Source organism: Vreelandella profundi, from assembly GCF_019722725.1.
In the GTDB taxonomy this organism is placed as follows: domain Bacteria; phylum Pseudomonadota; class Gammaproteobacteria; order Pseudomonadales; family Halomonadaceae; genus Vreelandella; species Vreelandella profundi.
The window spans coordinates 2,102,320-2,125,106 of the sequence record NZ_CP077941.1 but is presented as its reverse complement, the minus strand read 5'-3'; the positions used below and the strand labels follow the sequence as shown (position 1 = coordinate 2,125,106).

Sequence of the window (22,787 nt, the reverse complement as noted above, 5' to 3'; positions counted from 1 at the left end):
AAACTCCGGGCTAAAGGCGACTAAAAAGGAATTTAAGGCTCACCGTGCAAAAACGCGGCGCCGGGTGCAACCAGTAGGCGGCGCATAGCGCGGCGTCCTAGCAGCATGGGATGGCGCATATTGCTGCGGTCAGTCAGGGTTAGTTCAACAGGGAAATTCAAATCGCCCATTTGCATAGGAGTACGAATAACATAGCGCCATTCGCTATGACCGTTGGAACTGGTGATCCGGCGTCTATCATGCAGATGCAGCTGATAGCGGTGGGCAGGCGTTGTTGGCCCGCCGCTATGGGTTATGAAACTGACCCACAGCTGGCCATGCTCATCTTCAAGGGTCTCAATTTCTTCTGCGTGCAGGGCGGACGTGCGTGCCCCCGTATCCGCTTTGCAGCATAGATGAAGGCCTAGTTCGGGTAGTGTGACCATCTCACGGCGACCAATGACCGCTTTAGCCTGATAGGGTAATTCCTTCACGGCTCACTCCTTGAAAATATAACGGACTGCATTAAATCAAGCGTTCCTATGTGACGTCATTATGGCTAAGCGACGTTGAATAGCAGAACCCTGTGGAGCATCTCGCAGTGCCATCATGACGGGCAAACGCAGCCGCGGTATCAGTGCAATATCGCGTACAGCCGCCGCAAAGTCAGTACGTTCATCTTCCGCTAGGCGCTGTAGAAAAAGCGGCAGGCGCTGAGCGTCTTCAAGGTGCTGCCAGCCACGGCCTGCGATTGCGGCCAGCACATCAGGCCCACAGGCGGCAGTATCACTCAATATGCTCGTGTACCAATCGCCAGCTTCTGAGGCGCTAGTGGTACCCACGGCGCGCAAGCAGGCGCACAGTGTTTCCATATCACCCGTTTGAGCGGCTTTCTCACCGCGCTGGTGTATCGCAGAAACTAACGTGTCTGGAAATGCCCGATGCTCTAAACAGTAGCACAAGGTTTGGATAACGGAGGTAGGCAGTGACTCAAATAGTCGCGCTAGCGATTCGCTTTCATGCGCTTGCATACGAACAATGTAATCAGCGATTCCCTGCAGCCCCAACGCCTGCCAGTCAATCGTTTGCTGACCGCTAACATAAGCCTCAACGGGTTCGAGATGTTGGCTTGCAGGCAGCCCCATATCGCTTGTGGCGCGTGCATTAAGCATGGCTTGAAAGGTGATGTTAGGCGTGAAGGCAAGAGGATTATCCTTCATTAAATGATCCACGTCTGCAGTTTCTTCACGGCCCACTTGCGATACATTGCGACCTAGTGTCTCCAGCAGTCGATTTAAAAACGCATCGCGCTGGGCTGGCGCTAACAGGCCTTGCTCATCCAGCGGTAGCGCTAAAAACCAGATTGCGGGCTCAGGCATATCGCCCAAGCGAAATATAATGGCCATTCGCGCCTGCCCTTGCCAGGGCTCCGCCCACGCTATTTCGCCTCGCTCAAAGACAGCGAGTGACTCCCGTGGGCAGGGAATAACGCGTCGCCCCATATGATAGAGGGAGACCTCGGCACCGCTACGGGTAAAAAACTCATCAAGTGTTTTAATTGATTGCATGACATCCTTCCGCGTTGCAAGCCCGCACTCTACCTTGCTGATATGACGCTGTCAGCCGTAGCGGGTAATAAAGCATAGTGTTCATGACAGAGCGGTTAAAAATTAAACAACTGGGTGAAAGGTGCATGAGAGTTGAGGATGCGACACCTTTCCATAGTTTATCCACAGGCTCGTGCACGTTTTCTGTGGGTCTATGAGCCATGCCCAAAAGCGATGACCTGTAGTAAGCAAGCGTTTGAGTTGGGATAATCGCTGGATAAACACTTTTTTTAATTTTACCAAGGTATTTATGAGCACTTACCAGACGCTGCAAACTGCGCTTCTTGAACTTGAAGCATCGATGAAAGCCGCCGATTTATGGCGTATGCCAACACCGGATGCCGACGCGCTGGCCAGTCAGCAGCCTTTTTGCATCGATACGATGTCGCTTCCGCAGTGGATACGGTTTGTGTTTGTTGCGCGTTTGAACGCGTTAATTGAAGCAGGTGCCGCTATGCCGTCTAAATGTGAAGTGGCCCCAGCCGTGGCGGCCTATTTGCTGCAAGAGAAAGTTCCTGCCCATCATTTAGTGCTGGTTGTTCGGGCGGTAGAAAAGGTTGATCAGATAGTGACTGAAAGCTAATGGTTTGCTGGCGACGCCTTTAAACGCATAAAGCCTGCCGCAAGGCAGGCTTTATGGATGACACGTGCAGCATCAAGTCACTGCATTCATGCTGATCTAACGATCAATGTGCTGGTATTCACCGGCATCGGCAGTCGCGCTGCTGACGACCAGAATGGCAATAAAGGAAGCGATGAAGCCAGGAATGATCTCGTAAACGCCGGGACCACCCATGAACTCGCCACTCCAGCCTAGCGAGATCCAGATCATCACGGTAAGAGCACCGACGATCATCCCCGCAATAGCGCCGGCGCCATTGGTGCGTGACCACATCAGCGAGAGGATAATCAGCGGGCCAAATGCCGCGCCAAAGCCTGCCCAGGCGTTGCTCACTAATCCTAGTACTTGTGAATTCGGGTCAGACGCAATAACGGCCGCCACCAAACCTACTAGCACAACACTGATCCGGCCTACGCCAACCGTTTGTTTCTCTGACGCCTGCTTGTTCAGGAACAGGCGGTAGAAGTCTTCGGTTAGTGATGAAGACGCCACTAGAAGCTGGCTAGAAATGGTGCTCATGATAGCGGCAAGTAGCGCCGCATACAGGAAGCCGGTTACCAATGGATGGAACAGCAGGTCTGCCAGAATGATAAAGATCGTCTCCGGATCCTGGACGTCCATGCCGTTGCGAACGGCATAGGCGCGGCCGAAAATACCTAGAGACACGGCGCCGATCAGCGAGATGGCCATCCAGCTCATGCCAATGTTTCGAGCAATCGGCACATCTTTCAGCGTTCGAATCGCCATGAAGCGCACAATAATATGCGGCTGCCCGAAATATCCCAGGCCCCATGTTACCGCCGATAGCCAGCCGATGAAGGTTAGCCCGTCGGTCCAAGACAGCAGCGCGGGATCGACCTCATTCAGCGTCTGTGACGCCTGGCTGAAGCCGCCACCGCCTTCACCAAAGAGCACAACGGCTGGCATGATGATCAGCGCGAACATCATGATGCAGCCTTGCACGAAGTCTGTCAGGCTCACGGCCAAGAAGCCTCCGATTACGGTATAAGCCAATACCACGCCCAGCGTGATAATGATGCCAACCGTGTAATCGCTCAGGCTGCCAATGCTGATAACGCCGGAAAACGCGCTTTCGAACAATTTGCCGCCGGCGACTAGGCCTGATGCGGTGTAAACCGCGAAGAAAACGACGATGACGATAGCGGAAACCGTTCTTAACGACAGCGCCCGTGTCGGGAATCGATTTGCCAGGAAGGCGGGAATGGTGATCGCATTACCGTAGTGAACCGTCTGTTCACGCAGGCGCGGTGCGACCAAAACCCAGTTGAAGAAGGCACCCACGAACAGGCCGATGCCGATCCAAGCTGAGCCTAGACCGGACACAAACATCGCGCCGGGCAAGCCCAGCAGCAGCCAGCCGCTCATATCTGAAGCACCGGCCGACAAAGCCGCTACCTGAGGGCTAAGTGTTCGGCCGCCCAGAATATAATCTTCAGACGTGGACGTGGATGTGCGCATAGCATAAAGCCCAATGCCGATCATAAGCGCAAAGTAAGCAGAAAGGCTGATCCAAACGCCAATAGCCATAAAACGTCTCCCTATTCTTAGTTATGAGGTCGGATGCGGCTCCGACAGGTTATTAGTATTGTATGAGTTATTTACTCATCACCAAGCGCCAACAGCGACGCGTTCCCTCCTAAAGCAGCGGTGTTATTGGTAATCGTTTTCTCAGTCACAAAGCGCTGTAGGTAGTGTGGCCCACCGGCTTTCGGGCCTGTTCCCGATAGCCCTTGGCCACCAAAGGGCTGCACACCCACGACAGCACCAATGATATTACGATTAATATACACATTGCCGACTCGAATTTTCTGCGCTATTTCAGCGGCAAAAGACTCGTTTCGGCTATGCACACCAAACGTTAAGCCGTAGTTTCGGCCATTGATATCGTTAATGACTTTATCAATCTCGCTGGCCTTGTAACGCACAATATGTAGCACCGGGCCGAACTGCTCGCGAGTAAGCGCATCAATGTTATCGATAGTGAACGCTACCGGCGCAATGAAAGTACCTTCTTGAGTATGTTCGGCATCCATCGGCGTTTCCGCCACCAAGCGATTTTCAGCCTTAAGCTTTTCGATATGTTCAAGCAAGCCTTTACGGGCGTCTTCATCGATAACGGGGCCAACATCGGTACCCAAGTCGCGAGGATCGCCAATGCGCAGCTCGTTCATCGCGCCTTTCAGGATTTCAATCACCCGGTCAGCCACGTCATCCTGAAGATAAAGCACGCGCAACGCGGAGCAGCGCTGCCCGGCACTTTGAAACGCGGATTGCACAACATCAACCACAACCTGCTCAGGCAGGGCGGTGGAGTCGACAATCATCGCGTTCATACCGCCAGTTTCAGCGATTAGCGTGGCCAAAGGTGCGTTTTCGCGTGCCGCAAGTGCGCGGTTGATAATGTGAGCGGTGTCGGTGCCACCGGTAAATACCACGCCGGTAATCCGCGGGTCGGAGGTCAAAACGCTGCCTACGGTAGGGCCATCGCCGGGTAACAGCTGCACAACGTCACGTGGCATACCGGCTTCGTAAAGCAGTTCAATGACACGGTGCGCCACAATTGAGGTTTGCTCCGCCGGTTTGGCCAGCACGGTATTACCTGCTACAGCGGCCGCCACTACCTGACCGCAGAAGATGGCGACGGGGAAGTTCCAGGGGCTGATGGCGGCGAACACACCTTTACCGCCCATCATGAGACGGTTAGATTCACCGGTGGGGCCAGGCAGTACGATCGCTTCGCCGAAATCTTCCTCAGCGCGCATGGCATAAAAGCGACAGAAATCGACGGCTTCTTTGATCTCATCGACGCCATCGGTAAGTAGCTTGCCGCCTTCACGCGAGCACAGTGCCATTAACTCCGGCATGTGCGTTTCCATCAAATCTCCTAGCCGACGCACAATGGCTGCACGCTCAACCACGGGCGTTGCATCCCAGCGGGGGAATGCCGCCCAGGCAGCGTCAAGTGCTTGAGTGGCCTGTTCTTTGCTAGTCCACTGCACGCTGCCCACCGTTTGGCGGCGATCAAAGGGGCTGGTAACGCTATGGGTAAGGGCTGCATCATCGGCAACATCAAAGGCTAGCAGCGGCTTAGCCGGATACTGCTTGTCCATAAACGCGGCCATATTTTCCATCAGCGGATAGTACTGGCTGCGGATGTTGAGATTCACGCCGCGAGAGTTGAGTCGTTTGGGGCCGTAAATATCCTTAGGTAGCGGAATATTCATGTTGGTTAAACTTTTTTGCTGACGCAGCGTTTCAATAGGATGCTGGCATAGCCATTCAACCGGAACGTCTGGATCTACTAGCTGGTGAACAAACGACGAGTTTGCGCCGTTCTCAAGTAGGCGGCGTACCAAGTAAGGCAGCAGATCTTTATGTGCGCCTACCGGGGCGTAAATACGGCAGTAGGTGCCTTCAGGCGCTCGCTCCAGGGCGGCTTCGTAAAGGGCTTCGCCCATTCCGTGCAGGCGTTGAAACTCAAACGGGCGGCTGTCGTTGTTGGCGAACTCTAAAATAGTCGTCACAGTGTGCGCATTGTGAGTCGCAAACTGCGGGAAAATACGCCCACGGGTGTCGTTAGAAAGCAGGAACTGAGCGCAGGCGAGGTACGCCACATCGGTGCCCGCTTTGCGGGTGAAGACCGGGTAACCGTCAACCCCCAGCTGCTGGGACTCTTTAATTTCGGTATCCCAGTAGGCGCCTTTGACGAGGCGCAGCGGAATTTCATCACCTTGTTGCTCGGCTAGCCGGTTGATGTAGTGCAATACCGGCAGCGCGCGTTTGGAATAAGCCTGAACCACCAGCCCGAAGTGGCCCCAGCCTTTGACCGCTTCACTTTCATAAACCGCGCGGAATACTTCCATTGAAAGCTCTAGGCGATCCACTTCTTCGGCATCGATAGTGACTGCCACCTCTAGCTCGCGGGCTCTGCTAACCAGTTGGATGACGGTGTTGACCAGCTCGACAAGCACCTGCTCACGGCGGCCAAACTCATAGCGCGGATGTAGCGCCGAAAGCTTGATAGACACCGATGGTGCAGGCGTCTTATCGCCTAAGGTTTTACAGGTTTTGCCGACTTGTTCGATAGCGCGAGCGTAATCATCAAAATAGCGCTTGGCATCATCGCGGGTGCGCGCCGCTTCGCCCAGCATATCGTAAGAGTAGGTGTAGCCTTTATTGAACAGTGGCTTTGAGCGCTTAAGGGCTTCATTGATATCGCGGCCCAGCACGAACTGTTTGCCCATGATTTTCATTGCTTCGTACATGGCGCGGCGAATAACCGGCTCGCCCATGCGATTAACCATGCGATGGATGAAGTTAGCAGGCTGCCCCTCTTTAGGATGATCCATTTTAAGCACGCGACCGGTCATCAATAGGCCCCAGGTAGAGGCATTAACCATCCATGAGTCGCTTTTGCCGACGTGGGCTTGCCAATCGGCAGGGCCCAGCTTGTCCTCAATCAGTGCATCTGCGGTCGCCTTGTCGGGAATCCGTAGCATGGCTTCCGCTAGACACATCAGCATCAGCCCTTCGTGAGTGTCCAGGCTGTATTGCTGAAGTAGTTCATCAATGGTGTCGACGGCTGTATCCATTTTACGGACATCTTGAACCAGCGCCGCTGTGTTGGCTTCAATGCGGGCAAAGTCATCGCGGCCTGTATCAAGCACTTTGATCAATTCGCTGACGTAAGCACTTTCATCGACTAAGTAGTGATCGCTAACGCGAGCCATGAGTGTGTCGAGATCAGTTTGCCAGATGGCTGGGTCACGCATTTTCTTGGCATTGAGCATTGAAGCCTCCGGAAGTCTGAACGGAACGAATGGGTAACAGGGCATCAGGCCCAAGCTAATAAGCGAATGTAGAGCGCGACCACGTTAGGTGCATGCTGGTTTCAAGGTAAAACGTGTCAATTCCACGGCAAGCGCCGAGTCTTTAAGACTTTAGTAGAGTTTTTGTTGGCCTGCTAGTGGCCCTGATGACGGATTTAGCGAGCCAACGGTCACTGGCGCAATGTCTGCTTGGCGCAACTTGCGCGGCGATAATCCATAGCTGCGACGAAACGCATGGGATAGCGCACTTTGGTTGGCAAAGCCTGTTTGCATAGCGATGTCGGTAAGGGGAAGCCTGCTTTGTAAAATCAGCTGGCGTGCCGCATGCAACCGCTGTCGTTTAACGTATTGCCAGGGCGAGAGACCCGTTTGCATACGGAAACAGTCTGAGAAATGGGCTTCGCTTAAACAGGCAATCTGCGCTAGATCGGCAACCCGCATGTCATCGGCGAGATGCTGGCGGATGAAGTGATCAATGCGGGTCAAGTCTAAGCGCTTCGGGCTTGTGTGAGTGTCCTTGCCCAGTCGCGACTTGAGTGCGCCGAGCATGGTGGCCGCTAAGCGATCTTGCTGAAAAGAATCAGTAGAGGTATCAAACTCTTGAGCAAGCTCGCTTTGCATAAAGGCGAGATAGTGGCGAAGCGCGTTATCTAAGCCAAAAAAGCGCGGTGCATCAAACAGCGCCACCAGCTCACGGTTTTCTCCGGTCAATGCGGGGGCATCTTCTGGGAGGTCAAAGATTAGCTGTCGATTATGGCCGTAACCTGAGTAGTAGTGCTCGTGGTGCGCCGGAACGATACAGCCTGAAAAGGCATTGACGCGTCCGCCAAGCCCTTCGATTTCAAACTCCGATGAGCCACACAGCGTAATTACGATCTGATGAAAGTCGTGCGTGTGGTGATGCGTAGCACTGGCTAACGGAATCTGACGAATCGTGCTGGGCATAATCGGTCTCCTGAGCCGCCATAGCTCTTTTGGACAGTCTTTTTGAGCAGTCTTTTTAAACAGTCTCTACTGCTGACGAAGGGCGGTGTGAGCGGACAAATGATCGCGCAGGGCCTTAAGCTCTTGTTGCCCCTCTTGGTTAAGCAGTGGCTTGCCCTGGGCAATCATCCAGCGCCGACCGTGCTGCTCCATTAAGTGCTCGCCGCGTCGCCGGATGCTTTCCAAATACTCATTATGGCGGATTGGATAGCCGATCGTAGCATTCCACTCTGTCTCGCTTACTTGGCTGCTAAGCGCCTTATCGAACAAAGCGATTAAATCTTTGGGTTCAGTGCGGTAGCGAGGCGTACTTGACGTCATTAGCACAAGCATGACCGCGCCGATCACCAGCAGGCACACTGCGAACACTAATAAAAACAGCGCCATTGTCTGTGCTCCTATCTATCTATGCGATTAGGCGTGGCCGGTCAGTCAATCGCCACTTAACTATACGCTTGGCGGTCTTCACACGGAAAAAATTACTTTTTTGCGAACTTTTCCTTCACAGCGTGTCTGAGTTAGTACAGGCAACATCGCGATAGCAGTCGCTAAAGTTGTTCTGGCTCTATATGTTTTGATCCCTTGCTTCCGTTACTCTTCGAGTAACGGTTTTTTTTGTCTATCTTCTTTGCCACTCGACATTTTTATAACTGGCTAATGGCAACGAATAGTCAATAGTGCCACCAGGATATCACGCCGGGTGACGATTCCCACCAACCGCTGCTGCTCAACGACTGGATACACTTTTGGTTTGGCGCCAAGCATTTCCTGAGCTAAGTCGGTAATGCTTTTATTCGGCGATACGCTGAGCACCTCATGGCGCATTAGCTCTTTAACCAGCGGTGCTTCATGGTCATGATAAATACTGTCGAGTACTCGCCCTAGAATATCCTGTTCTGAGATAAAGCCGATTAGGCGATCGGTGGCGTCAACGACCGGTGCGCCGGGTAAACGGTGTAGTGCTAACCCCTTGGCTAACGTAGTAATTGAAGCGTCTGGTGCCACTCGGTAGCAATCCCGGGACATAATGTCGCGAACGGTATTGGGATGTGCTGCCTTCATCGTTGCTTTGTTCATAGATGAGGTATGCATGCTGGTGGTACTCATCGTAGGTACTCCTTTCTCATCGCGTGCAGTGCCGCTGCTGTTAAAGGGCAATCCTTAGTGCTTGGCCTTCATGTATCATCGACTCTATTGACTGTAGTTGAAACTGTCGTCGTAAACTGTAGCTGAATTGGCTTTTTATGCGCCTGTGGAAGGCTGGCGCTATTCAACGTTGTGAGCAGTGAATTTTATAAGCCGTTACGGCTCTCACCCTGAAAGCACTATTATTTAACTTTGAAAGGACCCTCTGATGGATGCACGTGAGTATTTAAACCGGAAAGGGGTGGGCGTTGAGCGGGACGCTGATCGTCCAAATACCTTGGAAGAAAAAGCCTGGGAACGCGCGCGCGGTGCCGGTTTCAAGCGGCCTAAATCCGGGACGCCCCATGATTGGGAAGATTGGGAACGCCACCATGATGATCTTGCGGAAGGTGCTGAGACGTTAGAGCAGAAAATTGACAAAGATGCGCATCGATCTACTCAAGAGCAGGCGGCACAGGTTCCCGCTCGCCCAGCCTCCGCTAGCGTTGAACACTTCACGCCACCGCCAGTGGCCGCCAGTGAGCAGCAGCATCCGCAGCAGCCAGCCTCTGAACAAGTAGCCGCGCCTACTGCGGGCTTAGCGCTGGCCTATCAAGCGCTGGCACTTCTGCTGCCGCCTTTGGCGGTAGGATTAACGCAGGGTGGCGCTAAGCGTGTCGCTATTGCGGCGGTGTTGACAGTGGCGGGCTGGCTGCCCGGCGTTGCCTATGCCTTTTGGTGGCTGCAGCGCCGTTAACCTATCTGCGCTAAGAGTGTTTACTGCTTGGCAGGCTGACGTAGTTGCGTATAATCTGCGTAAACTTATTTCAATAATGGAGTTTACGATGGGGTATTTAGTTGGCGTTACAGCGCTTTGGGCTTTTTCCTTTTCGCTAATAGGCGTTTATCTGGCAGGGCAGGTCGATAGCTACTTTGCAGTGCTGTTAAGGGTATCGCTGGCTATGCTGATATTTCTGCCCTTTTTACGGCCAAGCTTGTTGCGAGGTAAGCAGCGTCTGGCGCTAATGGCGCTAGGTGCCGTGCAGCTGGGAGTGATGTATACCTTCTTCTACCAGTCCTTTTTACTGCTATCAGTGCCGGAAGTGCTGCTGTTCACCATCTTTACACCTATTTATATCGCGCTGCTTGATGACTTACTGTTTGGCCGCTTTACGCCGATTTATATTGTGACGGCGCTGCTCGCCGTGATTGGAGCGGGCGTTATACGCTACGACGGCATTGATAGTGGCTTCTGGACGGGCTTTTTAGTCGTGCAGGGGGCCAATCTTTGCTTTGCCCTGGGCCAAGTGGGCTATCGTCGTTTGGCGGCTGATTTGCCGCCTACGCTTGCATGGCACAACGTGTTTGGCTGGTTTTTTATTGGTGCGATGATTGTTGCGCTCCCCGCGTATTTACTCTTTGGCAACAGCGCGGCACTACCAAGCACACCGGTGCAGTGGGGCGTGTTGGCTTGGCTAGGCCTAGTGGCCTCCGGCGTGGGCTACTTTGCTTGGAATCAGGGCGCCACCAAGGTGGATGCGGGCACCCTAGCCGTTATGAACAATGCGCTAGTGCCCGCGGGGTTAATTGTTAATTTATTGATTTGGAACCGCGATGCGGATATTCCGCGTTTGGTATTAGGTGCGCTTATCATGGCCGCATCGCTTTGGTTGAATCACTGGTGGTGCCAGCGTCGGCAGGCGGCGCCGGCCAGCTAATGTTCAAGCAGGGCTTAAGCCTATTTGCCCGGCAGGTAAGGTGTCTCCATAATGGCGACTTATGCTAGCGAGAGTCGGCCCATGAGCAACACGTTACTTCCAGACACTATGCCTTCTTCAGGCGGCCCGTCAGAAAAACCCTTTAAAACGATTGGGCTGATTGGTCGTTTGGGTAGCGATAAAGTGGTCGACTCCCTTCAGCGGCTGGTGACGTACCTTGTCGCGCACGGCTATAGCGTGCTGGTAGAAGATCGCACAGCCACTGCTTTGCCCCAGCACGGCCAGCCAGAAGCTAGCCGCCGCGTATTGGGAGAGCTATGCGATCTTGTCATTGTGATCGGTGGTGATGGCAGCCTACTGGGCGCGGCGCGCACCCTGTGCCGAAGCGGTACGCTCATTTTAGGCGTTAATCGTGGGCGGCTGGGATTTCTCACCGATATTTCTCCGGATGAACTAGAAACCCGCGTTGGTGAAGTGCTGGCGGGCGAGTTTGAGATTGAACAGCGCTTCCTACTCGATGCGGTGCTTTATCGTAACGGGGTTGCAGTCGGCAATGGCGATGCCCTAAATGAAGTCGTGCTTCATCCTGGTAAAGCGGTACGCATGATTGAGTTTGAGTTGTTTATTGACGGCCAGTTTGTTTATAGCCAGCGCAGCGACGGTTTGATTGTTGCCACGCCAACCGGCTCAACGGCCTATGCGCTATCGGGCGGCGGGCCGATCATGCATCCAAAGCTCGATGTGGTGACGCTAGTGCCGATGTTTCCGCATACGCTGTCGAGTCGGCCCATCGTTATTGATGCTGCCAGCGAAATTCGTATTCACATTGGCGAAACGAACCAAACCTATCCACATATTAGCTGTGATGGACAGACCCGGGCGGTGGCCAAGCCCAATGATGTGCTGGTCATTACACGCAAGCCTGAGCGAGTACAGCTAGTACATCCCATCGGCCATAATTTCTACGAAGTACTGCGCAGCAAGTTAGGCTGGAGCCACCGGTTGGGGGATTAAGCATGCAGCGTCAAACGCAGGGCAAGCTCCCGCTAGAAGGCTACGACCTGATTGGTGATGTGCATGGATGTGGCGTTACGCTTGCCTCGTTACTAGAAAAACTGGGCTATCACCAAAGTCACGGCGTTTATCGACACCCGCGCCGAAAAGTTGTTTTCTTAGGTGATTTGATTGATCGCGGGCCGCGTATTCGCCTAGCGGTGACTATCGCTCGTCGGATGGTGGAGCAGGGCGAGGCATATATTGTGATGGGTAATCACGAATATAACGCCTTGGCATATACTCACCCGGGGCCTGCGGGCAGCCATAAGCGGTGGCTGCGCGAGCATACGCCCAGGCACAACCGTATTATTCAAGACACCCTGGCGCAGTACCGCGATTACACCAATGAATGGGACGATACGCTGGCGTGGTTTAAAACCATTCCGCTATGCCTAGAGTTAGAAGGCATTCGCGTGGTGCACGCTTGCTGGGACGAGAAACTGATTGCCGAGCTTAAGCAGCGCCGCCCTGACTGCTGCATGGATACGCAATTTTTAGTGGAATCGACGGATCCGACTACGCAGGCGTTTCGTATTTTAGATCGCTTAACCCGAGGCCCGCATGTCTCTTTACCTGACGGCATTGCAATTCACTCAGGCGATGGTTTTACTCGGCAAAGTTTTCGCGCTCATTTTTGGGCTCAGGCGCCGCAGCAGTGGGGGGATGTTGTCTTTCAGCCGGATAACTTACCCGGCGATCTTGAAACTCGCGAACTATCAGACCACGAGCGCCAGAAACTTAGTTATTATGGCCCTGAGCAGCCTCCGTTATTTATTGGTCATTATTGGTGCGAAGGTATACCGGCACTGCCTGCCCACAATATCGCCTGTTTAGACTATAGCGCGGTTAAATATGGGCGTTTGGTCGCTTATCGCTGGAGTGGAGAGGCGACGTTAAATGCCGATCACTTTGCTTGGGTGAAGGTGCCTAAAGAAGAGCGGATGCTTCCTAAACCATGGGAAATAGATTTCGATTAGCGGTATTTTTTAAAATTTACATATCTTTACATAATTTTTGCAAATCAGATGAACTAACCCTGCTGTCGGCTATCAGAGTAAGTGTTCCCTTGAATGATCCCTTGCTTTTATTCTCCGGCGGTCCTTACCGCCGGTTTTTTTTGCCTGTTTGTTGGCTTTCCAGCGCGTTAGTTACCATCGTTGCAATGAACACCTACCCGCTACGGCCAGTATGCCGCGAGCGCTTTGATTAGAGGGATGTTATGCATCCAGTGATGCTTTTGCCCGATCACGCGGATACGAGCGAACTGCGCCAAGCTCTATGGCGACACCGTATTGGTCACCGCATTACCAACGAGGCCGACGGCCAGCTATTATGGATCGCCGACCCACGCCAGCAGAGTGAACTCACTGCGCTTGTCGAGCAGTGGAAGCAGGGTGAACCCTTAACGCTTCAACAAACGACTAAGCCCCCGCGTTCTATGGCCAACTCGCTCGCATCGCTGCGCCAAGTGCCGGTCACGTCGCTGATGATTATTATTAGCGTGGTGGTGTTTGCACTGATCGAAGTGCTGGGCAATCAGCTAATCGTTGCCTTAACCATCGTGCCCGTTGGCATTTCTGGTGGTGAGCTGTCGTTCGGTAATCTGTCGCAGATGCTTTCTTCAGGACAAGTCTGGCGCTTACTATCGCCGGCTTTTCTACACTTTGGCTTGATGCATCTCATCTTTAACTTGATGTGGGTGTGGTATTTCGGTCGTCAGATTGAAGCCTTACAAGGCAGCCGCACCATGCTTTTACTGCTTATTGTTGCCGGTATCGGTGCGAACATCGCTCAATATATGACCGGTACCGTGCTTTTTGGTGGCATGTCAGGCGTGGTGTATGCCCTGTTAGCACACGTTTGGCTGATGTCGCGCCGAGTACCCCAAAGCGGCTTTTTTGTGCCTCAAATGTTAGTGGTATTTATGCTGGGCTGGATGGTCTTTACCATGACGGGCCTGGCAGGCAGCGTTGGCTTTGGCAATGTCGCTAATGAAGCGCATTTGGGCGGCCTACTCGTGGGCCTTGTCACAGGCTGGTATTATTCGTCCCGCCGTTTGAAAAACAGTTAAGAGGCCTGCAATGAGCGAAATGACCTTCGAAAAAATGATTAATCAAATGACGCCGGCGATCTATGAGAGCCTGAAGCAGGCGGTCTCGTTACGTAAGTGGCCCGATGGCCGCCGGCTAACGCCGGAACAAACCGAGCTGTGCTTGGAAGCCGTGATGCGCTATGAATCAGAAAATAACGTGCCTGAAGAGAATCGCGTGGGCTACTTAGAGCAGCGCACCTGCGGTGCGGCGACGACGGGCGCAGGCGTAACGCCAGAAATGGCGGGCTTAGCGCGGGATGCAACGCGTGATTGAAGCGGCAATACAAGGTTGTTTAAGCAAAATGGCGGTCGCGTTACCAGCCCGCCAAGATGATCAAGTGGTCTACCATTTACGTGCCGGTGAACATCGCGTTGCGCTTAACGAGCGCATTGGTGAGCCGATTAGCCTACGTTGGACAGGCGCCATTGCATGTACTCACTGCGGGCGAGCCACGAAGAAGAGTTTTGCCCAGGGCCACTGTTATCCGTGTTTCAAACGATTAGCGCAGTGCGATACCTGCATTATGAAGCCTGAAACCTGCCACTTTTTTCAAGGCACCTGCCGCGAGCCTGAGTGGGGCGAGCGCCATTGCTTTCAGCCTCACGTGGTGTATTTGGCCAACTCTTCCGGCATCAAGGTAGGCATTACGCGCAACACACAGATGCCTACCCGTTGGCTAGATCAAGGCGCGATTCAGGCGCTGCCTATTCTTGAAGTGGATACTCGTCAGCAGTCAGGGTTCGTCGAAATGCTGTTCAAAGAGCAGGTGTCAGACCGCACTAACTGGCGAGCCATGCTTAAGGGCGATGTCGACGTCATGGATTTAAGCGCCGAGCGTGACCGTTTGCTAAGCCTGTTATCCAGTGGCTTGAGCCAGTTGCGTGATACCCATGGCGCAGACGCTATTCGCACGCTAGATCAGCCAGCGCATCATTTTCACTATCCGGTTAGCGTCTTTCCAAAAAAAGTCGCGTCGCATAACTTTGATAAGCAGCCGCTGGTGGAAGGCCTGCTGCAGGGGATTAAAGGGCAGTATTTGATACTCGATAGCGGCGTGATTAACCTGCGTAAATTCACGGGTTACGAGATTCAGGTGAGTTAGATGAAAACACTAACCTGCATAGCCAAGCACTTGTTTTAACCGTTCAGCATGTGTGGCTACCCAGCGGGGGTCAATGGCGCCCCAGTTTTGAATCTGGTAGCGGCCAATGTTATGGCGTTGGCCCTCGTCTTTCGTAAATACACACTCAATATCCAGTTCGGCAAGCGATGTTATCGTGTCCTGAGCAGTGCGTCGTGGCATGCCGGTGGTTTCTATTATCGCAGGTACACTGGCAATGCCTTGCTCAATCAAATGGGCCACGTATAAACGTCTATAAAAGCTTGATTTGGTTTTACTAAGGTCGGGCATGGGGCTTCCTTTGCAGCAAACTTATTGGCGTTGCTGCCTAGCTTAAATGAATAAATCTCCCTGCGCCCGTGGTGGACGAAAATCGCGCGTGTTTAAGCCCTGCTCGGTGCGATCCTGCATCTTCCATTGGCGGCTGGCGCGGGCGAAGCGTTGCGCGATCAAATCTGCAAAGACGCCTTCACCGCGAAAGCGTTTACCGAACTGAGCGTCGTATATCTTCCCGCCCCGGCATTGGCGCATTAGGCTCATGACTTTAGCGGCCCGCTCTGGGTAGTGTGTTTCCAACCACGCTTCAAACAGCGGTGCGACTTCATAGGGCAAGCGCAGCAGCATCCAGGCCGCGGTGCGTGCACCGGCGCGGCTGGCGGCTTCCAATAGTTTTTCGATTTCGTGATCCGTAAGCCCTGGTATCACCGGCGAAATCAGCGTTCCCACCGGAATGCCCGCCGTATTCAGTTCTCGTATCGCTCTCAAACGTGCCTGGGGCGACGCCGCGCGTGGCTCTAAGGTGCGTTTTAAGTTGGCATCCAGGCTGGTCAAGCTAACAAAAACACGCACCAAGCGGTGCTCGGCCATCTCGGCCAATAGCTCTAAATCACGCAGCACTAAGGTGCTTTTGGTCACAATGGTGACGGGGTGGCGGCACGCTAATAACAGTTCCAACAACCGGCGGGTGGTTTGATGGGTAGCCTCTAAAGGTTGATAACAGTCAGTATTGCCGGAAAGATTAATTGGCCTGCACACATAGCTGGGGTGGCAAAGCTCCTCTGATAATTGCTCAACCAAACCGCTGCGGGCAATCAGCTTGGTTTCAAAATCTAACCCAGGCGACAGATCCCAGTAGGCATGGGAAGGGCGGGCATAGCAGTAAACGCAGCCATGCTCGCAGCCGCGATAAGGATTTAATGAGCGGTCAAAAGGTAAATCCGGCGATTTATTCCACGACAGTGCGCTCTTGCTAACTTCCTCACGCACTTCTGTGGCAATGGTCGCGGACGCTTCCTCACGCCACCATCCGTCGTCTTCTGCGATGCTTTGTGTCGGCGCAAAGCGGTTGTGCGGATCATACGTCGCACCGCGGCCCTTGTAGTGGTTTGGCTGGAAAGGCTGGCCAAGAGATGCCATGTGTTCACCTCTTTTATGATTTTATATACAGTAGTTGCGAAGCGAAAAGAAATCAATAGCCAGCCAGTTGTTCAGCGTGTAATGCAGTGAACAAGACGCTATCCAATGCGTTATTTCACGGTTAAGGTATTTGCATGAACCGGCCATTAACGCGCTACTGAGGAAGAATTATGTCGAAAGTAGTCATCGTGACAGGAGGAGGCCGAGGTATTGGAGCGGCCACGTCATTACTGCTTGGCGCCAAAGGCTATGCGGTGTGTGTCAACTATCTGGCTAATCAAGAGCGAGCAAAAGAGGTGGTTGATTCCATTGTACGTGGCGGCGGCCGAGCCTTTGCTTGTCAAGCGGATGTCAGCAAGGAAGCTGACGTCATCCGCTTGTTTGATGCGGCAGAGACGCACCTTGGAAGCGTGACCCACTTGGTTAACAATGCGGGTGTTTTGTTTACGCAATCTAAGTTAGTTGATATCGACTTTGAACGCTTCAAACAGGTTATGAGTAGCAACGTCGACAGCTGTTTTCTGTGTTGCAGAGAAGCTATCCGGCGCTTTGAGCAAGGCAGTGCGATCGTCAATGTCTCTTCGCGCGCCTCACAAACAGGCTCGCCCTTTGAATACGTTGACTACGCCGTATCGAAAGGAGCCATGGACACGCTGACTAAAGGATTATCTTTAGAAGTTGCCGCCTTGGGTATTCGTGTCAACGCCGTTCGCCCCGGATCTATCTACACCGATATGCATGCCGATGGTGGCGAGCCAGGGCGGGTTGATCGCTTGGCACCGCAGATTCCTATGCAGCGTGGCGGTACCGCTGAGGAAGTGGCGAATAGCATCGCTTGGTTACTGTCGGATGAAGCCTCTTATGTGACGGGATCATTTATTGATGTAGCGGGCGGGCGGTAATATCCCTCATATTGAAGACAGAACTAAGCGATGTTGACCCGTCTATGTCACAAGAATTGGGAGGTTCATTTGAAAATTTTCGTTCCACTGACAATTACTTCAATACTGCTCATGTCGGGCTGTGCAACTTCAGTGCAGAATCAAGTAGCTGCCCAAGCGCCTGCCGCGACACCTTCAGCATCTAGTCTGCACCGCTATCAGTGTGAAAGCGGAGAAACGATAGCCGCTGCCTACCCCTCAACAGACACGGCGAGGGTGCAATACAAGGGTCGAAGCTACGGTATGCAAATTGCAGTTTCTGGCAGCGGGGCGCGCTATGTGGGTGACGATTTAGAGTGGTGGGCCAAAGGCTCTGGCTCGGGATCTGAGGGTACTCTTTTCAGCCACTTGGCTGACGGCACTTCTGGTGGCACCATCGAGCGCTGTGCGGAACTTTGAACTAGGCTAGCAATTAGTTATGTAACAAACCACCAACGCCAGCTTGCCGCACATATAATGCCAACGGCAATTGATGCCAGAGGACTTTTTAAGATAATAGCGACAGCGCCTGCCATTAAAGCAGCAAACCGGGTTCCGCCGTCACCATGCACAATGATGGGGGTGATGATGGCAATAAGCACTGAGCTAGACATGGCGTCAATAAACAGACGAGTGTTAGGGCTTAATGGTATGCGGGCCATAATGAGTAGTCCCAAAATTCGAGACCCGTAGCCGATAACTACCATCAGCACGATGGCGAATAGCGATTGCCATACTGGTGACAAACTCACAAAACACCCGCCTTATACCAACGTTTGGGAAGTAATATGGCGACCATTCCTCCTGTCAGTGCGCCAACCATTACATGTAGATAGGGCGGTAGCCACCAATAGGCTAGCAGTGCACTGAGCGCTGCTGCTAGCCACGGAAGAATCATTACTACCTTTGGGTTACCACCTATCACGATCACCAACAGAAAACATAGCATGATCACGTCAAGACCAAAGCGTTCAGGTTGATGGATGCCACCGCCAAATGCCAAGCCTATACCCGTGCCTATTACCCAGGCAGCCCATAGCGCGATACCCCCTCCTAGAAGAATGCCAATATTGCGCTCTCCTCGCTGATATTCGCCCAGTGCCATGGCCCAATTTGAATCCGTTAGCATAAAAATGACGGCAAATCGCTGCGGTAAAGGTAATGGCTTGAGCCAAGGATAAAGCGATGCACTCATTAATAGGTGTCTGGTATGAATGGCCATGGTCGTCATCGCCAGGGCCAGAAGGGGCAGCGGTGTTGTCCATAGTTCAAGTGCCGCAAACTGTGAGGGAGCAGCAAATACAAACACGCTCATTAACATCGCTTCCCAACGAGCGATGCCTGCATGGATAGCTGCTACGCCGAAGGCTAAACCAAACGCCACCGTGAAAGCGGCCAAAGGAAGCATCATACGGATACCTCGCCACGTGCCTGCCGTATCTAATTTTATTTTATTTTCTCTTTTATTCATAAGCTTACTTGGCATCTTTTGATAGTGAATAATAAAAACAAACAGTCCTGCTTGTTTTTATTATTCCTGACGTTTAGATTTAACAGTACACATATACCGCTAGGCAATGTGTTATTAAAAAAATGAAACAATATAACACTAAAAAAAGCCGATTGATTCGGTTCAGGAGACTGATATATGAACTTCAAGCGCAATGTAATAACAATGGCTGTGGCGGCTTTAGCCTTACCGGTAATAGCAAATTCCGCTCAAGCCTCAACTTCATTTATTGCCAATTCGTTTTATGACCAGCAGCATCCTCACTCCCGCTATGGTTATATCGAATGGGCTGAAATGGTCAAGGAGCTTTCTAATGGAGAGCTTCAGCCCGAGGTTTATACCGGGACTGTACTGCTAGCACCGCGTGCTAATTTGCAGGGTATTCAAGACAATATTGTGCAGGTAGCGCACCATGCGGCTATTTACACGCCTTCCGAAATGCCGGTTGCCAATGCGGTTCAGGAACTGGGGTTTAACTATGATGACCCGCTAATCAGCATACTGGCGGTTACCGACTTTAGCCTGAACAATCCCACCCAGCTAGCTGAGTGGGAAGAGCTTAATATCGTTTATCTGGGAGCTTATAGCACCCCACCGTACATGATGTTTTGCAGGGAGCCGGTGCGTAATCTTGAAGAGCTGCGCGGCAAGCGTATCCGCACCGCAGGTTCAACGGTGTCTGCCTGGGTAGAACAAGCGGGCGGTACTCCAGTAAATGTTCCTTCCAGTGAAATGTATAGTGGTCTTGATCGTGGATCACTGGATTGTGCTACCAACGCGACTAACGACCTGATTGATCGCTCCCTCTGGGAAGTTGCCGAGCATACAACGCTTCTGCCTACCGGCATGTACTGGTCTGGCCCTCAGTGGGGCTTTAACGAAGAGTTTTGGTCAGGCCTTGATGACGCGCAGCGCGATGTTTTCAAGCAAGCTACGGCCCAAGCCATGACGCGCATGATTGTGCAATTTATTAGCGCTTCAGAGTCTGCTATCGAAGAGGCCAAAGAGCTAGGTAACAACGTCTATGAGCCGGAAGCCGATCTCATGGATTCCGTGGTCGCTTTCCGCGAGCAGGCACTTGCCAACGTCTACGACAAAGCGCGCGATGAGTACGGTGTGGAAGACCCCGAAGCTCTGATTGATGATTTCCTAAGAACTTATGAAAAGTGGCAAGAGCTGCTTGAAGGCGTTGATCGCAGCGATGAAGCTGCCTTGGCCCAGCTGGCGATGGATGAAATCTATAGCAAGCTTCCCGCTGATTACGGCATTTATTAATTTAACGTATTCTGTTTGCCTCTTAGGCAGCCAACGTTAATGCAATAAGTAGGGACCGGTATGACGAAGCGACAAAACCAGGAAGAGCGCTCACGCAACACTCAGGCTCGCGTGATGCAGGCAACGATCGAATGCGTCCTTGCCAAGGGAATTCGTGCCACTTCGACGGTGGATGTCGCTCGTCAGGCCGGTGTCTCTCGCGGGGCTTTGGTTCATCACTATCCGTCCAAAACGCTTTTGATGCAGTCAGCACTGGAGGACTTACTTAACCAAGAGGTTGAGAGCGTTCGCCAACTGGCGGTCAGCGTGCAGGAGGGAAATTTTGACTTCGATAGCCTGCTGAGAGTACTGCACGAGCATTTCAAAGGAGATCTGTACATGGTGACGTTGGAGTATTTGACTACCGCTCGTACCGATCCTGACATCATGAAAGTGCTTATTCCCCTTGCGGCCAAGTTCAATGGCTCTTTAGAGGCTATATGGGAACAGCTGGTTGCCAGCTCCAGGCATACGTCACGGAAAAAGCGCGTGGCCCTGAATGCCACGCTTTGCATGATGCGCGGCATGGGCGCTCAGAGCATATGGCGTGACGATCCAGAGCTTTACCGCGATATGCTGCTGTTCTGGAAAGATGCCCTTATCGAGCTTGGCTTTTCATCTTCGTAAGCGAAGAAAAGAGAGTATGTATGATCGCGCGCATTGTTGAGTCATTAAGCCAATGGGTTGCCAAGAGTGCACTAGTGTTGGCGGCGCTGTTTCTTATCCTCATGGCACTACATGTCTCGCTGGATGTAGGGCTGCGTTATTTCTTTGGCAAATCGTTTACCGGAACGCTGGAGTTCGTCTCCTTCTATTACATGGTTGCGGTGGTTTTTTTGCCCATTGCCTATGTAGAGCTGAAGCGGGAGCACATCAGTGTCGATGTTTTTGTAGGCAGGTTTTCGCCTCCTGTACAGCTGGCGTTCTACCTATTCGCCGGTACGCTTGGCCTGGTGTACTTCGGCATGCTCTGTTACCAGAGCTATCTTGATGCCGTGCGTGCCACGGTCCGCCAAGAAACCGCGATGGCCAACTTCACGTTTTATTTGTGGCCCAGCCGTTGGGCTTTACCGGCTGGCTTTGCCGCCATGTGCCTAGCGATTCTCGCCAACATGATCAAGGCAGTGCAGCAACGTCAAGCATTGTAGGAGCTAATCAATGACTAACATCGAGATAGGTGTGGCGGGTATCGCCATTGCCTTGGCCCTGATCGCCCTACGGGTGCCAATCGGCATTGCCCTTGGCCTGGTATCGATTATTGGTATAGGCGAAATGACCAGTATGCGCGTGGCATGGGGGATGATTTCTGCCACTCCTTTCGACTTTGCAGGCACTTGGGAGTTAACCGCTGCGCCTATGTTTTTGTTCATGGGCTATTTGTGTACCACTACAAATATGACGCAAGGGTTATTTCAGGCTATGCGTCTTTATCTAGCGCGTCTTCCGGGAGGCTTGGCCGTTTCCAGCGTGATGGCCTCTGCCTTTTTTGCGGCTGCGTCTGGCTCTAGTGTAGCGACATCAGCGGCCATGTCGCGCATCGCTGTACCCGAAATGCTCAAACACAATTACGACAAGGGGCTTGCCACCGGTACCGTAGCTGCTTCTGGGACACTGGGTTCGCTGATCCCACCCAGCGTTTTATTAGTGCTTTATGGAGTTTATGCCCAAGTGTCCGTCGGCCAGCTGTTTATGGCAGGCTTCATTCCAGGCGTAATTTCTGCGCTGTTATACATCGGCATGATTATGGTGAGGACCAAGCTGAATCCGAAGCTTGCGGGTGATACTGATATTCGCTCCACTTGGAATGAAAAATGGGAGGCGTTCAAACATATTTGGCCACTGCCATTGCTTATTGGCTCAGTGCTTGGCGGGATCTTCCTGGGAGTCTTTTCACCTACCGAAGCAGGAGCGGTAGGAACCACCATTGCCGCATTAATTGCCTTGGCTCGACGTACCCTGACCCTTGAAGCTGTTCGTGAAGCCGTAACGCAAACTGCAGTCAGCACGGCGAGTATTTTCATTATTTTGATTGGGTCGCTCTTTTTTACCCGTTTCTTGGCCATGAGCGGCGTGCCTGCTGCATTCGCTGAGTTGATTCTGGGTGTCAGTACTGAAACATGGTGGATCATTCTGGCGGTAGCGCTGATCTATCTTGTGCTTGGAATGTTTATCGACTCAATTGGTCTGCTGCTGCTAACACTGCCGCTGATACTTCCCTTAGTTGAAGGCGCAGACCTTAATTTAATTTGGTTTGGCATTATCGTGGTTAAGCTCCTTGAAGTCGGATTAGTGACTCCGCCCATCGGGCTTAACGTGTATGTCATCAAGGGTGCGCTAGGCAACAGCGTTACTCTTAGCGAAGTTTTTAAGGGCGTGAGCTGGTTTATCGTAATGGATATCGTCGCACTATTACTCATCGTATTGATTCCCGCGCTTTCGCTTTATCTTCCTCAGAAAATGTTCTGACGCTTTC

The 22,787-nt window shown here is 52.5% G+C and carries 25 protein-coding genes; 14 read left to right on the top strand and 11 right to left on the bottom strand.

Annotated features, from left to right (window positions below):
* Positions 1-32 precede the first annotated feature (32 nt).
* Complete coding sequence (locus tag KUO20_RS09775; RefSeq protein ID WP_235039694.1) at positions 33-473, bottom strand: ATP-dependent zinc protease family protein; 441 nt, start codon at positions 471-473, stop codon at positions 33-35.
* A 36-nt stretch (positions 474-509) separates the two neighbouring features.
* On the bottom strand, positions 510-1,547 hold the full coding sequence (locus KUO20_RS09770; protein ID WP_235039693.1) for a DUF3549 family protein: 1,038 nt from the start codon (positions 1,545-1,547) through the stop codon (positions 510-512).
* 289 nt (positions 1,548-1,836) lie between these two features.
* Between KUO20_RS09770 and KUO20_RS09765 the strand changes: the two genes are divergently transcribed.
* Positions 1,837-2,169, top strand: coding sequence for a YqcC family protein (locus tag KUO20_RS09765; protein WP_235039692.1), 333 nt, complete (start codon positions 1,837-1,839; stop codon positions 2,167-2,169).
* Between the two features lie 96 nt (positions 2,170-2,265).
* On the opposite strand, the gene putP is transcribed toward KUO20_RS09765, so the two are convergent.
* The 5 genes from putP to KUO20_RS09740 form a co-directional block, all read right to left on the bottom strand.
* A complete protein-coding gene (gene putP, locus KUO20_RS09760) occupies positions 2,266-3,756 on the bottom strand; it encodes a sodium/proline symporter PutP (protein WP_235039691.1) in 1,491 nt (496 codons plus the stop codon).
* Positions 3,757-3,827: 71 nt separating this feature from the next.
* On the bottom strand, positions 3,828-7,019 hold the full coding sequence (gene putA, locus KUO20_RS09755) for a bifunctional proline dehydrogenase/L-glutamate gamma-semialdehyde dehydrogenase PutA (RefSeq protein WP_235039690.1): 3,192 nt from the start codon (positions 7,017-7,019) through the stop codon (positions 3,828-3,830).
* Between the two features lie 150 nt (positions 7,020-7,169).
* Entirely contained in the window at positions 7,170-8,003 is an 834-nt protein-coding gene (locus KUO20_RS09750; RefSeq protein WP_235039689.1) for an AraC family transcriptional regulator, read from the bottom strand.
* A 66-nt stretch (positions 8,004-8,069) separates the two neighbouring features.
* Complete coding sequence (locus KUO20_RS09745) at positions 8,070-8,429, bottom strand: hypothetical protein (protein ID WP_235039688.1); 360 nt, start codon at positions 8,427-8,429, stop codon at positions 8,070-8,072.
* 267 nt (positions 8,430-8,696) lie between these two features.
* Positions 8,697-9,119, bottom strand: a complete 423-nt coding sequence (locus tag KUO20_RS09740; protein ID WP_235042459.1) for a CBS domain-containing protein — start codon at positions 9,117-9,119, stop codon at positions 8,697-8,699.
* Between the two features lie 277 nt (positions 9,120-9,396).
* Here KUO20_RS09740 and KUO20_RS09735 point away from each other — a divergent pair, with 277 nt between their 5' ends.
* From KUO20_RS09735 to KUO20_RS09705, 7 genes are all read left to right on the top strand, one after another.
* Positions 9,397-9,924 carry a YqaE/Pmp3 family membrane protein gene (locus KUO20_RS09735; RefSeq protein ID WP_235039687.1) on the top strand — a complete coding sequence of 176 codons (528 nt, stop codon included), beginning with the start codon at positions 9,397-9,399 and terminating at the stop codon, positions 9,922-9,924.
* A gap of 88 nt (positions 9,925-10,012) precedes the next feature.
* On the top strand, positions 10,013-10,885 hold the full coding sequence (locus KUO20_RS09730) for a carboxylate/amino acid/amine transporter (protein WP_235039686.1): 873 nt from the start codon (positions 10,013-10,015) through the stop codon (positions 10,883-10,885).
* Between the two features lie 81 nt (positions 10,886-10,966).
* Positions 10,967-11,899, top strand: coding sequence for an NAD(+) kinase (locus KUO20_RS09725; RefSeq protein ID WP_235039685.1), 933 nt, complete (start codon positions 10,967-10,969; stop codon positions 11,897-11,899).
* 2 nt (positions 11,900-11,901) lie between these two features.
* Positions 11,902-12,918, top strand: a complete 1,017-nt coding sequence (locus tag KUO20_RS09720; protein ID WP_235039684.1) for a metallophosphoesterase — start codon at positions 11,902-11,904, stop codon at positions 12,916-12,918.
* 242 nt (positions 12,919-13,160) lie between these two features.
* The gene (locus tag KUO20_RS09715) at positions 13,161-14,012 is read left to right on the top strand and encodes a rhomboid family intramembrane serine protease (protein WP_235039683.1); all 852 of its coding nucleotides are present in this window, start codon (positions 13,161-13,163) and stop codon (positions 14,010-14,012) included.
* Between the two features lie 10 nt (positions 14,013-14,022).
* Positions 14,023-14,307 carry a YeaC family protein gene (locus tag KUO20_RS09710; RefSeq protein WP_235039682.1) on the top strand — a complete coding sequence of 95 codons (285 nt, stop codon included), beginning with the start codon at positions 14,023-14,025 and terminating at the stop codon, positions 14,305-14,307.
* Positions 14,291-15,136, top strand: coding sequence for a DUF2797 domain-containing protein (locus tag KUO20_RS09705; RefSeq protein ID WP_235039681.1), 846 nt, complete (start codon positions 14,291-14,293; stop codon positions 15,134-15,136). Before KUO20_RS09710 ends, KUO20_RS09705 begins: the two co-directional genes overlap by 17 nt.
* Positions 15,137-15,145: 9 nt before the next feature.
* On the opposite strand, the gene KUO20_RS09700 is transcribed toward KUO20_RS09705, so the two are convergent.
* Together KUO20_RS09700 and KUO20_RS09695 are read right to left on the bottom strand one after the other, a co-directional pair.
* Positions 15,146-15,445 carry a winged helix-turn-helix domain-containing protein gene (locus KUO20_RS09700; protein ID WP_235039680.1) on the bottom strand — a complete coding sequence of 100 codons (300 nt, stop codon included), beginning with the start codon at positions 15,443-15,445 and terminating at the stop codon, positions 15,146-15,148.
* Between the two features lie 42 nt (positions 15,446-15,487).
* Positions 15,488-16,570 carry a PA0069 family radical SAM protein gene (locus KUO20_RS09695; protein ID WP_235039679.1) on the bottom strand — a complete coding sequence of 361 codons (1,083 nt, stop codon included), beginning with the start codon at positions 16,568-16,570 and terminating at the stop codon, positions 15,488-15,490.
* 170 nt (positions 16,571-16,740) lie between these two features.
* On the opposite strand from KUO20_RS09695, the gene KUO20_RS09690 reads away from it, so the two are divergent.
* Together KUO20_RS09690 and KUO20_RS09685 are read left to right on the top strand one after the other, a co-directional pair.
* On the top strand, positions 16,741-17,472 hold the full coding sequence (locus KUO20_RS09690) for an SDR family oxidoreductase (protein ID WP_235039678.1): 732 nt from the start codon (positions 16,741-16,743) through the stop codon (positions 17,470-17,472).
* 69 nt (positions 17,473-17,541) lie between these two features.
* Entirely contained in the window at positions 17,542-17,910 is a 369-nt protein-coding gene (locus KUO20_RS09685) for an MliC family protein (RefSeq protein WP_235039677.1), read from the top strand.
* A 17-nt stretch (positions 17,911-17,927) separates the two neighbouring features.
* Here the strand turns inward: KUO20_RS09685 and KUO20_RS09680 are convergent, their stop codons facing one another.
* Together KUO20_RS09680 and KUO20_RS09675 are read right to left on the bottom strand one after the other, a co-directional pair.
* Positions 17,928-18,242, bottom strand: coding sequence for an AzlD domain-containing protein (locus KUO20_RS09680; protein ID WP_235039676.1), 315 nt, complete (start codon positions 18,240-18,242; stop codon positions 17,928-17,930).
* The gene (locus KUO20_RS09675) at positions 18,239-18,901 is read right to left on the bottom strand and encodes an AzlC family ABC transporter permease (RefSeq protein WP_235039675.1); all 663 of its coding nucleotides are present in this window, start codon (positions 18,899-18,901) and stop codon (positions 18,239-18,241) included. Before KUO20_RS09675 ends, KUO20_RS09680 begins: the two co-directional genes overlap by 4 nt.
* A 237-nt stretch (positions 18,902-19,138) precedes the next feature.
* On the opposite strand from KUO20_RS09675, the gene KUO20_RS09670 reads away from it, so the two are divergent.
* From KUO20_RS09670 to KUO20_RS09655, 4 genes are read left to right on the top strand one after another with little or no spacing between them, the layout of a single operon-like run.
* Entirely contained in the window at positions 19,139-20,275 is a 1,137-nt protein-coding gene (locus tag KUO20_RS09670) for a C4-dicarboxylate TRAP transporter substrate-binding protein (RefSeq protein ID WP_235039674.1), read from the top strand.
* Between the two features lie 60 nt (positions 20,276-20,335).
* The gene (locus KUO20_RS09665) at positions 20,336-20,941 is read left to right on the top strand and encodes a TetR/AcrR family transcriptional regulator (protein ID WP_235039673.1); all 606 of its coding nucleotides are present in this window, start codon (positions 20,336-20,338) and stop codon (positions 20,939-20,941) included.
* A gap of 20 nt (positions 20,942-20,961) precedes the next feature.
* A complete protein-coding gene (locus tag KUO20_RS09660) occupies positions 20,962-21,462 on the top strand; it encodes a TRAP transporter small permease subunit (protein WP_235039672.1) in 501 nt (166 codons plus the stop codon).
* A gap of 10 nt (positions 21,463-21,472) precedes the next feature.
* Complete coding sequence (locus KUO20_RS09655; RefSeq protein WP_235039671.1) at positions 21,473-22,780, top strand: TRAP transporter large permease; 1,308 nt, start codon at positions 21,473-21,475, stop codon at positions 22,778-22,780.
* Positions 22,781-22,787: the final 7 nt, after the last annotated feature.